This is a genomic window from Enterovibrio norvegicus DSM 15893, assembly GCF_900115495.1.
Classification (GTDB): Bacteria; Pseudomonadota; Gammaproteobacteria; order Enterobacterales; family Vibrionaceae; genus Enterovibrio; species Enterovibrio norvegicus.
Genome location: NZ_FOWR01000031.1, coordinates 1 through 14,854, shown reverse-complemented (window position 1 = coordinate 14,854; position 14,854 = coordinate 1). Strand labels below are relative to the sequence as shown.

The 14,854-nt window shown below is 48.3% G+C and carries 12 protein-coding genes and 1 tRNA gene; 11 read left to right on the top strand and 2 right to left on the bottom strand.

Annotated features, from left to right (window positions below; all coding sequences use genetic code 11):
* Positions 1-13 precede the first annotated feature (13 nt).
* A tRNA-Ser gene (locus BM082_RS17810) sits at positions 14-104 on the bottom strand.
* Positions 105-693: 589 nt separating this feature from the next.
* Between BM082_RS17810 and BM082_RS17805 the strand changes: the two genes are divergently transcribed.
* The 6 genes from BM082_RS17805 (at position 694) to BM082_RS17780 (ending at position 6,353) form a co-directional block, all read left to right on the top strand.
* Complete coding sequence (locus tag BM082_RS17805) at positions 694-1,836, top strand: amino acid ABC transporter substrate-binding protein (protein ID WP_017011478.1); 1,143 nt, start codon at positions 694-696, stop codon at positions 1,834-1,836.
* 84 nt (positions 1,837-1,920) lie between these two features.
* Positions 1,921-3,129 carry an amino acid ABC transporter permease gene (locus BM082_RS17800; RefSeq protein WP_017011477.1) on the top strand — a complete coding sequence of 403 codons (1,209 nt, stop codon included), beginning with the start codon at positions 1,921-1,923 and terminating at the stop codon, positions 3,127-3,129.
* 3 nt (positions 3,130-3,132) lie between these two features.
* On the top strand, positions 3,133-4,233 hold the full coding sequence (locus BM082_RS17795) for an amino acid ABC transporter permease (RefSeq protein WP_017017127.1): 1,101 nt from the start codon (positions 3,133-3,135) through the stop codon (positions 4,231-4,233).
* A gap of 17 nt (positions 4,234-4,250) precedes the next feature.
* Complete coding sequence (locus BM082_RS17790) at positions 4,251-5,000, top strand: amino acid ABC transporter ATP-binding protein (RefSeq protein WP_074928005.1); 750 nt, start codon at positions 4,251-4,253, stop codon at positions 4,998-5,000.
* Between the two features lie 210 nt (positions 5,001-5,210).
* The gene (locus BM082_RS17785; RefSeq protein WP_074928003.1) at positions 5,211-5,879 is read left to right on the top strand and encodes a Bax inhibitor-1/YccA family protein; all 669 of its coding nucleotides are present in this window, start codon (positions 5,211-5,213) and stop codon (positions 5,877-5,879) included.
* A 144-nt stretch (positions 5,880-6,023) separates the two neighbouring features.
* Positions 6,024-6,353 (top strand): TusE/DsrC/DsvC family sulfur relay protein, encoded by a 330-nt coding sequence (locus BM082_RS17780; protein WP_074928001.1) that lies wholly within the window; start codon positions 6,024-6,026, stop codon positions 6,351-6,353.
* A gap of 150 nt (positions 6,354-6,503) precedes the next feature.
* Here the strand turns inward: BM082_RS17780 and yccX are convergent, their stop codons facing one another.
* Entirely contained in the window at positions 6,504-6,776 is a 273-nt protein-coding gene (gene yccX, locus BM082_RS17775) for an acylphosphatase (RefSeq protein ID WP_074927999.1), read from the bottom strand.
* A gap of 71 nt (positions 6,777-6,847) precedes the next feature.
* Here yccX and BM082_RS17770 point away from each other — a divergent pair, with 71 nt between their 5' ends.
* From BM082_RS17770 to BM082_RS17750, 5 genes are all read left to right on the top strand, one after another.
* Complete coding sequence (locus BM082_RS17770) at positions 6,848-8,266, top strand: methyl-accepting chemotaxis protein (RefSeq protein WP_083417937.1); 1,419 nt, start codon at positions 6,848-6,850, stop codon at positions 8,264-8,266.
* A 174-nt stretch (positions 8,267-8,440) separates the two neighbouring features.
* On the top strand, positions 8,441-9,628 hold the full coding sequence (locus BM082_RS17765) for a class I SAM-dependent methyltransferase (RefSeq protein WP_017017123.1): 1,188 nt from the start codon (positions 8,441-8,443) through the stop codon (positions 9,626-9,628).
* A gap of 78 nt (positions 9,629-9,706) precedes the next feature.
* Positions 9,707-10,354, top strand: a complete 648-nt coding sequence (locus tag BM082_RS17760) for a YccT family protein (RefSeq protein WP_074927994.1) — start codon at positions 9,707-9,709, stop codon at positions 10,352-10,354.
* Positions 10,355-10,591: 237 nt separating this feature from the next.
* Entirely contained in the window at positions 10,592-11,119 is a 528-nt protein-coding gene (gene speG / locus BM082_RS17755; protein WP_017011468.1) for a spermidine N1-acetyltransferase, read from the top strand.
* A gap of 581 nt (positions 11,120-11,700) precedes the next feature.
* Positions 11,701-14,854: retention module-containing protein (locus BM082_RS17750; RefSeq protein WP_074927992.1), on the top strand; the 3,154-nt coding region annotated here is incomplete at its 3' end.

The following is a 14,854-nucleotide window of genomic DNA, read 5'->3' as shown; positions in this document are numbered from 1 at the left end:
GCTTAATCTAATTTGGCGGAGAGATAGGGATTTGAACCCTAGGTGCGCTATAAACGCACGCCGGTTTTCAAGACCGGTGCTTTCAACCACTCAGCCATCTCTCCGTGGTTGAGCCGTATATTAATAGGGAGTTCGAGGCTTGTAAACCCACTAATTATGCATTCTTGTTCGTTCGCGCATTATTGCGCCACCATGCGCATATCCCGTGCCAATCTTGGATTAATTTCAAACAGTTGATTGAAATTAATCTTTGATACGCATGGTGTACTGCATAAACATTTAATCAAGATAGTTCTAATATTCTGGTCAAAAGTAAACCGATAAAAACAATGCCAAAGCGCGAATGCTCGTGCATGTTACATAATCAGCACGCAAAAACGCCATCAGTAATGTAAAAACAATGTGTTACAAAATCATTTATTCATATTTTCTTAAGAAATTCTGAGATTATTCGCGAAGATCATTGCATAGATCACACCTCTTACTCGTTCAATTTGCAGCCAAAATCCCAAGTCCTATACTGGGCTTTGTTAATGCAGTGTTAACGGAGCGCTTTCGATTAGCAAACTTTTTGACGTTAACGAACGCTTTGACATGGTTTTACGAGATTCACACCCTTTTTTAGGCAGCTTGTCTCAAATGACTCTCGTCCATGAATAGCAACCAGTAATAACCCACAAAGGATTAATAGGTATGGTTAATAAAAAGTCGACATTGGGGCTTGCAGTGCTGTCAGCACTTTTGCTCGCGGGCTGTGACAGCGGCGGAAACGCGGATAGCCAAAAGCAAATTGACGGTCTAAACCAGCAAGTCGCCTCTTTAGAGAAGCAACTCTCTGAGGCAAAAGCTGGCTCTGCTCAGGCACCTGCTCCGTCTGCTCAAGGCGCAAACACGCTAGATCGCGTGAAAAACGCTGGCGTTATCAGCTGTGGCGTAAGTACCGGCCTTCCAGGTTTCTCTAACCCGAACTCTAACGGTGAGTGGGAAGGCATTGACGTTGAGTTCTGTCAGGCAATGGCTGCTGCTGTTCTGGGTGACAAATCGAAAGTTAAATTTGTACCGCTAACGGCGAAAGAACGTTTCACTGCCCTTCAGTCTGGTGAAATCGATGTACTTTCACGTAACACAACGTGGACGCTACAACGTGACGGCACGCTCGGTCTGAACTTCGTGGGTGTTAACTACTACGATGGTCAAGGCTTCATGGTGAAGAAAGACCTAGGCGTAGAAAGCGCATTGGACCTTGATGGCGCATCGGTATGTGTTCAATCAGGTACCACTACCGAGCTAAACCTGTCTGACTACTTCCGTTCAAACGGTATGTCGTTCAAGCCAGTGGTTTACGATACGTATGATGCAACGGTGAAAGGTTTTGAATCTGGCCGTTGTGACACACTGACGACTGACCAATCTGGTCTGTATGCATCTCGCATCAAGCTTGCCGATCCGACAAGCGCAGTTGTACTTCCAGAAATCATTTCTAAAGAGCCATTGGGCCCTGTTGTTCGCCAAGGCGATGACAACTGGTTCAACATCGCTAAATGGACGTTAAACACCATGATCAATGGTGAAGAATTCAACATCACATCAGCAAATGTTGATGAGATGAAGAACTCTAAAGATCCAAACATCCGCCGCATTCTTGGTTTGGATGGTCCTAAAGGTAAAGGTCTTGGCTTGAATGATGACTGGGGTTACCAAGTGATCAAACAAGTCGGTAACTACGACGAGAGCTTCCAACGCACTGTAGGCACAGGTTCACCACTGAATATTCAACGTGGTGTAAACGCACTATGGAGCAATGGCGGTATCTTGTACGCGCCACCTATCCGTTAAGTAGTTCATTACTACCTCTGACATACGCTGGGGCACCTTGTTGTGCCCCTTTGTTTCACTATCAACGGATAGGGGTGCAGTTGTATGGCATCTAAAGAAAATGCGCTGAATTCAGAGGCGAGCGCTCGCCCAGAGAAGAAGCAAAATATTTTCTACAACCCGACTTTCCGCTCTGTCGTCTTTCAATTTGTCGCCATTGTCGCACTGGTATTCTTTGTTTTTACTATCGTAGACAACGCACTGACGAATCTCGATGCACGAGGGATCGCTACCGGGTTTGGGTTCTTGAGCCAAGAGGCCGGTTTCGGCATTGGCTTAACATTGATCGAATATGATGAAACATATTCCTACGGAAGAACCTTCTTTGTTGGGCTTCTTAATACGGCACTGGTTTCTGTGCTGGGTATCCTTCTTGCTACCGTTTTAGGGTTCTTGATTGGTATCGCACGATTGTCGAACAACTGGTTACTCAGTCGTTTTGCCGCGGTGTACATCGAAACATTTAGGAACATCCCTCTTCTACTTCAAATCTTTTTCTGGTACTTCGCGGTACTCCAAGCATTACCCTCACCAAAAGAAAGTTTGAGCATCGGTGAATCGCTTTTCCTAAATGTCCGTGGCTTGTATTTCACTCGCCCCGTGTTTGAGGAAGGTTCAACCATCATCTTTGTTGCACTCATTGCGGCACTTGTGTTCAGTTTTGTGTTCTCTCGTTGGGCGAAACGCAAACAAGAAACAACGGGCGTACAAACACCCGTATTAAGCATTTCGCTCGCGGCCATTGTTGGCTTGCCACTCATCGCTTTCTTTGTTTCAGGCATGCCTGTTTCACTGGAATACCCTGTGTTGAAAGGCTTCAACTTCCGAGGTGGTTTCTCCATCATCCCTGAGCTGGCAGCATTGATGCTGGCACTTGCGATTTATACCGCTTCTTTCATCGCTGAGATCGTACGTTCAGGTATCAATGCGGTGAGTCATGGTCAAACCGAAGCGGCAATGGCCTTGGGTTTGCCACGCAATAGAACGTTGCGTTTGGTCGTTATTCCACAGGCAATGCGCATCATCATTCCGCCACTCACCAGCCAATACTTGAACTTGACGAAAAACTCGTCGTTGGCAATGGCCATTGGTTATCCAGACCTTGTTTCCGTGTTTGCGGGTACGACACTGAACCAAACCGGTCAGGCGATCGAAATCATTGCAATGACGATGGGTGTTTATCTCACCTTAAGCTTGCTGACATCGATGCTGATGAATATTTATAACGCCAAAGTGGCTCTGGTAGAGAGGTAACCCATGACAAAACAACATGAGTTTCAGCCAGACCTGCCACCACCACCGAACACGGTGGGTGTGATTGGTTGGATGAAAAAGAATCTATTTTCGTCACCACTTAATTCGGTCATGACCCTTGTACTTGCGTTCATCGCATTGAATGGTGTCTGGGCTGTGATTGATTGGGCATTCATCAATGCAGACTGGGTCGGCGCAACGCGTGACGCATGTTCTCGTGAAGGTGCTTGTTGGGTGTTTATTAACGTCCGATTCGATCAGTTTATGTTCGGCTTTTATCCGTCAGAAGAACTCTGGCGTCCGAAATTGTTCTACGCAATTCTCGCTGTGTTTGTCGCTTTACTTGTGTATGAGAAAACGCCAAAACGTCCGTGGATTTTGCTGCTGTTCGTTATCGCGTTCCCGCTGATGGCAATCTACCTGCTGCTTGGTGGTGTTGCCGGTTTGCCGAAAGTGGAAACTCACCTTTGGGGCGGCCTACTGATCACCATGATCATTGCGATTGTGGGTATTGTGATATCTTTGCCAATCGGTGTTGTGCTTGCCTTAGGACGTCGTTCAGACATGCCTATTATTCGCAGCCTGAGCACGGTTTATATTGAAGTATGGCGTGGTGTTCCACTTATCACGGTTCTCTTCATGGCATCGGTGATGCTGCCACTGTTCATGTCAGGCGAATCTGAAACCAACAAATTGGTGCGTGCACTGATTGGTGTGGTGATGTTTGCTTCCGCGTACATGGCAGAAGTCATTCGTGGTGGCTTACAAGCGATTCCAAAAGGCCAATATGAAGCTGCTGATGCGCTGGGTTTAACGTACTGGAAGAAAATGGGCTTTATCATCTTGCCGCAGGCATTGAAGATTACCATTCCGTCTATCGTTAACACCTTCATTGGTCTGTTTAAAGATACAAGCCTTGTACTCATCATCGGTATGTTTGATGTACTTGGTATTGGGCAAGCCGCCAATACGGATCCGAAATGGCTTGGCTTCGCGACAGAAAGCTATGTGTTTGTCGCTCTGGTGTTCTGGGTTTTCTGTTTCGGGATGTCTCGATACAGCATCTACCTAGAAAATAAACTTCACACTGGCCACAAGCGATAAAGAACAAGGATTGTATTATGACGCAACAAGACACCCCAGTGATTAAGCTGACAGACATGAACAAGTGGTACGGTCAGTTCCATGTGTTGAAAAACATCAACCTGACGGTCGCAAAAGGCGAAAAAATCGTTATCTGTGGCCCTTCTGGTTCAGGTAAATCAACCATGATCCGCTGTATCAACCGCTTGGAAGAACACCAGCAAGGTTCGATCATGGTTGGCGGTACAGAGTTGACCGATGACCTTAAAAACATTGAGCTTGTGAGAAAAGAAGTCGGCATGTGTTTCCAGCATTTCAACCTCTTCCCTCACCTAACCGTGCTTGAAAACTGCACGCTTGCGCCGATTTGGGTAAAGAAAATGCCGAAAGAGGAAGCAGAAGCGATTGCAATGAAATACCTAGAGCGCGTAAAAATTCCAGAGCAAGCCAACAAATACCCTGGTCAGCTATCTGGTGGTCAGCAGCAACGTGTTGCGATCGCGCGTTCACTTTGCATGAACCCGAATGTGATGTTGTTTGATGAGCCCACCTCTGCACTTGACCCAGAAATGGTGCGCGAAGTGTTAGATGTTATGGTGGAACTTGCTGAAGAAGGCATGACCATGTTATGTGTAACACACGAAATGGGCTTTGCCAAAGAAGTCGCGGATCGCGTCATCTTTATGGATGCAGGGGAAATTATTGAAGAAAATGAACCAGAACAGTTCTTTAATAACCCACAATCTGACCGCACTCAGTTGTTCTTGAGTCAGATTTTGAGCCACTAACGTGCTCATGAGCGAGTTGTGCGACATCGCCAACTCGCCATTAACATCCATTTACAAACTCACACAGGCTTAGCCAAGAGGATATATTAGTATTCTCAACGGCTAAGCTGTTTTATTATCACTAATGCGACACTTGCGACTTGAAATATTGAGCCAAAGACGCAATAACTGTCGTAATAGAAAATATTCGTACCCCATTGGGAGAAAGCTATGAACGATCGTTTTGTTGCTAATGAATACTCGCAAGAGAGTCAGTTAGTAACCAACAGAGTATTACGCAACACCTACTTCCTATTGTCACTTACCCTTGTGTGGTCAGCGGTTGTCGCTGGTGTGTCAATGGCAGCGAACATGCCTTACCCTGGCATCATTATCACGCTGGTTGGTTTTTACGGCTTGCTTTTCTTGACCGAGAAAAACAAAAACAACTCAATGGGTCTTGTGTTCACCTTCTTGTTCACAGGTTTCTTGGGTTATACCCTCGGTCCAATTCTTAACATGTACATTGGCGCGGGCCTCGGTTGGGCAATTGCTCCAGCGCTAGGCGGCACCGCACTGACCTTCATGGCATGTTCAGCCTACGCTCTAACAACGAAGCGTGATCTGTCATTCCTGAACGGTATGCTTTTGGCAGGTTTCGTGGTTATCGTAGTGGGAATGATTGCCAATATCTTCCTTCAAATGCCAATGATTTCAGTGGCAATTAGCGGCGCATTCGTTCTGTTCTCAACAGGCGTAATTCTTCTAACCACACAATCAATCATCCGTGGCGGCGAGACTAACTACATCTCAGCAACCATCAGCCTATACGTATCCATCTACAACTTGTTCCTAAGCTTGTTGCAGCTGCTGGGTATCTTCGGCGGCGGTGATGATTAATCTCACTTCGACGTGAGAGTAAGATTTGAAAAGCGCCTACGGGCGCTTTTTTATTTCTCTGCGATCTGTCTTTGTGCTGTTCTCCGCCTTGATGACAAGGCGACAAGCCGATATGCTTTGCGCGATCGAAGAACGAGGTAATCCATGTTGGAAGTAAACGGTAAGCACATTGATACCGACGCCCAAGGCTATTTGAAGAACTTTTCTGATTGGTGTGAAGCGTTAGTGCCTTTGCTCGCTGAGCAAGAAAAAATCACGGTGACAGAAGCACATTGGGAAGTGATTTACTTTGTGCAGGAATTCTATAAAGAGTTCAACACCTCACCGGCTGTTCGCATGCTGGTGAAGGCCATGGAAAAGAAGTATGGACCAGAAAAAGGCAACAGCCGTTACCTGTTCAAACTCTTTCCAAAAGGGCCTGCAAAACAAGCCACCAAACTTGCTGGCTTACCAAAACCTGCAAAATGTCTTTAAAAAAGAGGTGGTTTAACCACCTCTTTTTCGTTTTATCCCGCCTAATGAGCGTTAACACAATACACTCGCAACATGCACAGCACTCATTAAACGTTTTTTAAAAGCGTACCTGCTAGGATTTGCGCTGACGGTTTGTACTGGCGGTTTGCACTAGCGGATTGAAAAACCGTCGATAGCTTGCCACTCCACCTGCTCATACGTTACGTCTACCACTCGCGACGATGGTGGCCCTTGTTCAAGCCATTCCAGCAAGGCATGCACGTCCTCTTCTTTTCCGCACATCAGCACAGTGACTTTGCCATCTGATTCATTGCGGGCATAACCCGTTAGCGAGCGCTTCAACCCTTCATGCGCAGTATGAAAACGAAAACCGACACCTTGAACGTGTCCCGAAACTGAAGCTATGACGCATAATTGTGACATTAATCAACAACCCTCTATTGGTGTTCTGCATCTCTCACAATATAAACCGTGTAACATGACATGCGGTATATATGCATTCGCCCACACTAAACCTTGGAGCTCGTATCTTGAAAGAAACGCCATTTCGCTGGATCGATCAGTACCTGATCAAACTGAGTCTTAAAGAAAAATTCACCTTTCTTTATGCTTTTCTTTTTGCCCTGACCATCGCAACGGGTTCCATTTTATATTCCGCATCTCAAACCCAGATCGACCAAGTACAAGAAAAACATAGCGCAGCACTGAATGCTGTGTTGTCTCAGTACGACATTGATCCACTACAAGCTACAAACATCCTGGTAAGCCATGGTGTCATCTCCTCGTCGACGTATGGCTCAGCAACCACTTACCATGTCAAAGCGCCAAGCCTTTGGTCCTACATCAGTGCAACATCATGGACGCTGTTAACGGTACTTTTTGCTCTCGGTTTGATGGCATCGCACTATGTGTCTAGCTTCATCGGTGGTGCGATGTTCACCATGAACGCTGCACTTCAACGCATGTTAGACGGTGACCTCACAAGCCGTATGAACTTCTTCCGCGTACGTGATGAGTTCAGTGTGATTGCGAATACCGTCGACAATATCGCTGACCGCGAACACAGCTTAGTCCACGCCATTAAAAATGCCTCCACGCTAATGGAAGGTTTATCCGCCGATCTGAATCGTCGCAGCGCTGAAAGCGAAAAACTGTCTACCGAACAACGCGGCTACCTTGATTCACTGGCTAGCGCGACGGAAGAAATGGCAGGCTCAATTCGTGATGTGGCTGCTCATGCTGAAAACACCTCTGGCGAAATCAAGATTGCGGGGGAGGCATCAGAACAAAGCGCTCAGCAAGTCAGCCAGACACTTCATGCCATTCAAGCCTTGACCACGGAAATTCAACAGGCATCAGAAGCCGTGTGTGCACTTGAACATAATTCTCAAGAAATCGGCAGTATGGTGGCAACCATCAGCGCAATTTCAGAGCAAACCAACCTGCTTGCACTCAATGCTGCCATCGAAGCTGCCCGTGCCGGTGAGCAAGGCCGAGGCTTTGCTGTTGTCGCAGATGAAGTACGCACGCTTGCGGGCAGAACGCAGCAAGCCACCGTCGAAATTCAACGTATGATCCAAGATTTGGAAGGCAACACCGGTCACCTTCGCAGCGTAATGCAAGGCACGGTTGATAACGCGACTGCGAGTGAATCTCTGATGCAACACATCGAATCAGAGATCAATTCCGTCACAGAACGAAGCCTGCGAATTACCGATCGCAGCACCGAAATTGCCACTGCCGCAAACCAACAAGGCAGCGTGGCGAGCACCCTTTCTGCAGATGTGGAAAAAGTACGCCAACAAGCATGGCAAATGAGCGAAATGATCCAGCAATCAGCAAATGAAGTGAGCAACCTGCAAAAGCAATCAAGCAGCCTCTCTACGTTAGTTGACGGTTTACGCACAGAGTAATCACGCCAACGACACCAATCGATCCAAAAAACCATCAGCATTTTGATGAAAAAACGGCCGCTCACTCAGCGGCCGATTGCAAATTTGCCCCTCATCTCACACAATACGCTTCCATATTGTGTCGGCTGCTTCTCACCGTGCGGTTGTCTCTCTTTCAGACATTAGGAAAAACCAATGAATCCGTCTGTTTACTTGGTAAAAGGCCGTGAAAAATCACTGCGCCGTCGCCACCCTTGGATCTTCTCTCGCGGTATTCAGCGTGTTGAAGGTAAACCTTCTTTAGGCCAAACAGTGGACGTGTATGATCATCAAGGTCAATGGATGGCTCGTGGTGCGTTTTCTCCTAATTCTCAAATCCGCGTGCGCGTATGGAGCTTCGAGCAAGAAGAGATAGATGTCGCCTTCTTCCAAAAACGTCTGCAAGAAGCCCAAGGTCTGCGTGATGTTCTTGCTGCACGCGATGGCTTAACTGGCTACCGCTTGATTGCCGCGGAATCTGACGGCCTACCTGGTATCACCATTGACCGTTACGGCGATTTCATGGTGTGTCAATTGCTAAGTGCAGGTGCAGAAACACAAAAAAAAAATCTGGTAGAAGCGCTTGTGGCCCTGTACCCAAAGTGCAGCATCTACGAACGTTCTGATGTGTCAGTTCGTAAGAAAGAAGGCCTTAAAGAGCGCACAGGCGTTCTACACGGTGACATGCCACCTGCTTCCGTTGTTATTGAAGAGAACGGCATCAAAATCAGTGTTGATATCACGGGTGGCCACAAAACCGGTTTCTACCTCGACCAACGTGACAGCCGTGAAGCAGCAGTGAAATACGTTAACGGTAAACGTGTACTGAACTGTTTCTGCTACACCGGCGGTTTCGGTCTTTACTCGCTGAAAGGTAACGCAGCTGAAGTGATCAACGTTGACGTTTCTCAGCCGGCTCTAGACATCGCAAAAACCAACGCTGAAATGAATGGCTTTGATGTATCTAAAGCCAAGTTCGTCAACGCGGATGTGTTCAAGCTGCTTCGTGAATACCGCGAAAAAGGCGAGAAATTCGACGTTGTGATCATGGACCCACCAAAGTTTGCTGAATCTAAATCTCAGCTGACTGGCGCGTGCCGTGGTTACAAAGACATCAACATGCTGGCGATGCAAATTCTGAATCCAGGCGGCACCTTGCTGACTTACTCGTGTTCAGGATTGATGGATAACGGTTTGTTCCAGAAAATCATCGCCGATGCTGCACTTGATGCACACAGAAGCGTCCAATTCGTTGAGCGTTTTGAGCAAGCTGCTGACCACCCAATTGACAGTGCTTACCCAGAAGGTTTCTACCTGAAAGGGTTTGCGTGCTACGTAAAATAAGACAACGTTGTTTGGCGTGTATGAAGTGAATAACTACCTACACGCCAAGCCGTAAAGAAATAACCAAAAGGGATACCGATGAGAAAGCCTATTCTCGCATCTCTGTTCGCCATGATGCTTCCAGTGAGCGCACACGCGGATGTTACGCTTCACCTAAATAACAATGTTGAGCTGCTTGCCTTCAACGGCCAAGCGCACAAAGGCACTGTATTCGGCACAGAAGAGCCGATCGTGTTGGAAAACGGTACGCAACAAATCGCGTTTCGCTATGTGGCAAGTATTGAAGAAGGCAAAGACGTTACCTTCGTAAAGTCTGACGTTATTGTCGCGAAGTTTGATGCAGACGATGAAGAAATCCACTTTGATTTCCCAGATGTTCGCACCACCAAACAAGCCCGTGAATTCCGCAAGAACCCAGAATTCCAATTGCTTGATGGCAGCGACAGCGTCATGCCTTTTGCAAAAGGCACATTGGAAAAAAACGGCTTTCAGTTAAGCCGTGATTATGTGTCGGAACTACAACGTTTCAATCAAACCACAGAGCCTGCTTCTCTGCAGCTATCAGCGACCCAAGTTGTAGCGCCTGTGCCAACAGTTCGCAGTGGCAAAGTGGTTGTCGTTGATAGCGTGGGTAAAAACGAAGAAGAGTACCAATTGCATTACTGGTACCAAAAAGCCGACCAAGAAACGAAAAATCGATTCAGAGCGTTTATCAACGCAAACTGATCGTCTTTTAGCGCATATTTATAACGTGATTAAGAAACCACCTTTGGGTGGTTTTTTTGCTTTCACTCTGCGTTTCCTTGCGCGTTTTTGACCTATTCGTTCACATAACCAGCATTGAAACGAACGCGTTGAAATATTTATTTCCCACTTCACATTATGGTGATATGTTTCAAATCCAGCACAAGCATCTATACATGATGCTATAGGCAATATTATTATTTGTTAATGGAAAGTGACATGGATAATGAAATCCGACTACGCGCTTTAGAGCAAACCGACCTTCGCTTTATTCACCAACTCAACAACAACCGTTCAATCATGTCTTATTGGTTCGAAGAGCCCTATGAGTCTTACTATGAATTGGAAGAGTTGTTCCGCAAACACATCCACGACAGCAATGAACGTCGTTTTATCGCGGAAAATGGCGAAAAGCAGCAAGTCGGTTTGGTTGAATTGGTTGAAATCAACTCAATTCACCGCAACGCCGAATTCCAAATCATTATTGCACCTGACTATCAAGGCTGCGGCTACGCGCGCAAACTGATCAACAAAGCGCTGAACTATGCCTTTACAATCCTGAACTTGCACAAGGTGTATTTAAACGTTGCAGTGAATAACGAAAAAGCCATCCACCTTTATGAAAAGAGCGGCTTTATCGAAGAAGGTCACTTGGTAAAGGAGATCTTCGTCAACGGCGAATACTGCGACATCAAGCGTATGTACATTCTTCAAGATACCTATCTAATAAACCGCAAACAACCGTAATTACAATCGTTTATTTTTAACGTAATTCATAAAGGCTTCGCTTTAGGAAGTCTTTATATTTTACACCGCTACCTTTTAAATAACGTCTCTATGTAATAGAAAAATAAATGACATTTATTCAATTACATATTCCCGTAACGTTACACGCTTTTCAATGCTGTTTCCGGTCAAAGGTGATACAGAAAACGCTTCGTAAGTTCACCTCATATGGCATGGATAAGAAACTCACAATTCTTAACATTGGAAACTCAGCATTTCTCTTATAGCGCTCCCCCATCGATAAAAGCCCGCCCTGATAACACACTGATGTCTGTCAATTACGCGTGTTGCTTACCCAAAGAAAACCTCAAAAATCACTCGATTAGAACTCATCCAATCACAGTAAAACTACATGCATATTCAATCAGTACCTTAAAGCTAAGTCGATATAAATTATATGGAAAATTAAAATACAGAACAGTGTCTAATAAAATGACCACATGTCATTTTTTATACTATATTTACGAATCAATATCATAAGTAAAACATCGTCTTATTATTAGTACGTGAATTCTATCGTTAGTTTAATTAGGTGGAGAATTATGAGCGAAGTACGCATCCCGGCCAACTTAAAAACAATAAAAATTAATGGTTTAGCCTCACTCATATCTCCACAGGGAAAGAGTGATATTACTGCTGGGGACCAGTTGAATCGAGGCGATATCCTTGAGGTTGCGGAAAATACGCTAATTGAATTCGAGGACGATAATGGGAAGCATTTTTTTTACAACAGCAATGATGTAGATGCATTAAAAAATCTGACAAATACCGATGAAAATCAGAATGTTGATGATATAAGCGCTATTATTCGATCTATTGAGCTTGGTTTAGATCCCACTCAAAACGAAGAAAATGCCACTTCAGCTGGCCAGAATCTATCAAGCTCTGGGACACATGGTTTTTTTACGTTGAGTCGCTCTGCCAACGAAACGATCGCTACCGCAGGTTTTGACACCAGTGAATACACGTCATTAAACGGTTCAGCAGACCAATTAGCAAATGAGGATGCTCCCCTTTTTGACAATCCATCGATCGACATATCCGTAGAATCAAAAACAAACGACAACACGCCGACAATAAACGGAACAACAAATTTATTACCCGGAACCAGCGTTCAGCTAACAATCACTGACGCAAACGGAATTGTTCTGATCATCAATACTATTGTTCAAATTGGTGGTAGCTTCACTGTCGACGCACCTCAAGCGTTAGCGGATGGTACTTTTTCGGTGGTCGCGCTCATATCTGACAATCAAGGGAACACAGCAACATCTTCAACAAATGGCATCGTTGACACTATCGCCCCCGGCGAAGGCACCGGCCCGAACGGCACCGATGAACTGCCTCTTGTTGAAATCCCTGAAGCGAGTGGCGGCGTTGGTGAAGACGAACTCACTGACGGCGTGGGGGTGTTGGTCAACCCACCGACCGGCACTGAGCCGGGCGATACCATTACTGTAACAATCACCCAACCGGATGGCTCGAGCACCGACGTCACCACCACAGTCCCTGACGGCTGGACCGGCGGCACCTCGGTACCTGTTACGGTCTCACCGGAAGACCTGGGCGGCGAAAACAACGAACTGCCGGACGAAGGCGATTACACCATCACCACCACGGTGACTGACAGCGCAGGGAATACCTCATCGCCCAGTGATCCCATCGACATTACGGTTGACACCACGGCACCGGGTGAAGGCACCGGCCCGAACGGCACTGATGAACTGCCCCTCGTTGAGATCCCTGAAGCCTCTGGCGGCGTCGGGGAAGACGAACTCACTGACGGCGTGGAGGTGCTGGTCACCCCACCAACCGGCACTGAGCCGGGCGATACCATCACGGTGGCTGTTACCCAACCGGATGGCTCAAGTACGGACGTGACCGCCACGGTTCCTGACGGCTGGACCGGCGGCAACCCTGTGCCTGTCACGGTCTCACCCGAAGATTTAGGCGGCGAGAACGGCGAGCTGCCGGATGAAGGGGATTACACCATCACCACCACGGTGACTGACAGCGCCGGGAATACCTCATCGCCCAGTGATCCCATCGACATTACGGTTGACACCACGGCACCGGGTGAAGGCACCGGCCCGAACGGCACTGATGAACTGCCCCTCGTTGAGATCCCTGAAGCCTCTGGCGGCGTCGGGGAAGACGAACTCACTGACGGCGTGGAGGTGCTGGTCACCCCACCAACCGGCACTGAGCCGGGCGATACCATCACGGTGGCTGTTACCCAACCGGATGGCTCAAGTACGGACGTGACCGCCACGGTTCCTGACGGCTGGACCGGCGGCAACCCTGTGCCTGTCACGGTCTCACCCGAAGATTTAGGCGGCGAGAACGGCGAGCTGCCGGATGAAGGGGATTACACCATCACCACCACGGTGACTGACAGCGCAGGGAATACCTCATCGCCCAGTGATCCCATCGACATTACGGTTGACACCACGGCACCGGGTGAAGGCACCGGCCCGAACGGCACCGATGAACTGCCCCTCGTTGAGATCCCTGAAGCCTCTGGCGGCGTCGGGGAGGACGAACTCACTGACGGCGTGGAGGTGCTGGTCACCCCACCAACCGGCACTGAGCCGGGCGATACCATCACGGTGACCGTTACCCAACCGGATGGCTCAAGTGCGGACGTGACCACCACGGTTCCTGACGGATGGACTGGCGGCACCTCGGTGCCTGTCACTGTGTCACCGGAAGACTTGGGCGGCGAGAACGGCGAGCTGCCGGATGAAGGGGATTACACCATCACCACCACCGTCACTGACAGCGCAGGTAATACCTCTTCACCGAGTGAGTCAATCGAGATCACCATTGATACTTCGGCACCGGGTGAAGGCACCGGCCCCAATGGCACCGATGAGCTGCCGCTGGTTGAAGTGCCAGAAGCCTCCGGTGGCGTCGGAGAAGATGAACTCACCGATGGCGTGGAAGTACTGGTCACCCCAACGACCGGCACTGAGCCCGGCGATACCATCACTGTCACGGTTACCCAACCGGGCGGTTCAAGTACAGACGTGACCACCACGGTCCCTGACGGCTGGACCAGCGGCACCAGTGTGCCTGTCAACGTCTCACCGGAAGATTTGGGTGGTGAGAACGGCGAGCTGCCGGACGAAGGTGATTACACCATCACCACCACCGTCACAGACAGTGCCGGTAATACCTCCTCACCCAGTGAGTCCGTCGAGATCACTATTGATACCACCGCACCGGGTGAAGGCACCGGTCCAAACGGCACTGATGAATTACCCCTTGTAGAGATCCCTGAAGCGAGTGGCGGCGTTGGAGAAAACGAACTTAACGATGGCGTGGAAGTACTGGTCACCCCGCCGACGGGCACAGAGCCGGGCGATACTATCACTGTCACGGTTACCCAGCCGGACGGTTCAACGACAGATGTGACCACCACGGTTCCTGACGGCTGGACCGGCGGCACCAGTGTGCCTGTCACTGTCTCACCGGAAGATTTGGGTGGCAGCAAAGGCGAACTGCCGGACGAAGGCGATTACACCCTCACCGCCACCGTCACTGACAGTGCCGGTAACACCTCTTCACCGAGTGAAGCATCCAACTTTACCGTCGATACCACGGCACCGGGCGAAGGCACGGGCGCTGGGGGCGCAGATGAAGTCCCTCTCGTGGCAATCCCGGAAGCCGCTGACGGCGTCAACAAAGACGAAG

Excerpts from the sequence above, each read along its gene's own strand:
- BM082_RS17765 (WP_017017123.1), top strand. The coding sequence starts at position 8,441 with ATGAATCCGTCTGTTTACTTGGTAAAAGGCCGTGAAAAATCACTGCGC.
- yccX (WP_074927999.1), bottom strand. The coding sequence starts at position 6,776 with ATGTCACAATTATGCGTCATAGCTTCAGTTTCGGGACACGTTCAAGGT.
- BM082_RS17790 (WP_074928005.1), top strand. The coding sequence starts at position 4,251 with ATGACGCAACAAGACACCCCAGTGATTAAGCTGACAGACATGAACAAG.
- BM082_RS17795 (WP_017017127.1), top strand. The coding sequence starts at position 3,133 with ATGACAAAACAACATGAGTTTCAGCCAGACCTGCCACCACCACCGAAC.
- BM082_RS17770 (WP_083417937.1), top strand. The coding sequence starts at position 6,848 with ATGCATTCGCCCACACTAAACCTTGGAGCTCGTATCTTGAAAGAAACG.
- BM082_RS17760 (WP_074927994.1), top strand. The coding sequence starts at position 9,707 with ATGAGAAAGCCTATTCTCGCATCTCTGTTCGCCATGATGCTTCCAGTG.
- BM082_RS17785 (WP_074928003.1), top strand. The coding sequence starts at position 5,211 with ATGAACGATCGTTTTGTTGCTAATGAATACTCGCAAGAGAGTCAGTTA.
- BM082_RS17780 (WP_074928001.1), top strand. The coding sequence starts at position 6,024 with ATGTTGGAAGTAAACGGTAAGCACATTGATACCGACGCCCAAGGCTAT.
- BM082_RS17800 (WP_017011477.1), top strand. The coding sequence starts at position 1,921 with ATGGCATCTAAAGAAAATGCGCTGAATTCAGAGGCGAGCGCTCGCCCA.
- BM082_RS17805 (WP_017011478.1), top strand. The coding sequence starts at position 694 with ATGGTTAATAAAAAGTCGACATTGGGGCTTGCAGTGCTGTCAGCACTT.
- speG (WP_017011468.1), top strand. The coding sequence starts at position 10,592 with ATGGATAATGAAATCCGACTACGCGCTTTAGAGCAAACCGACCTTCGC.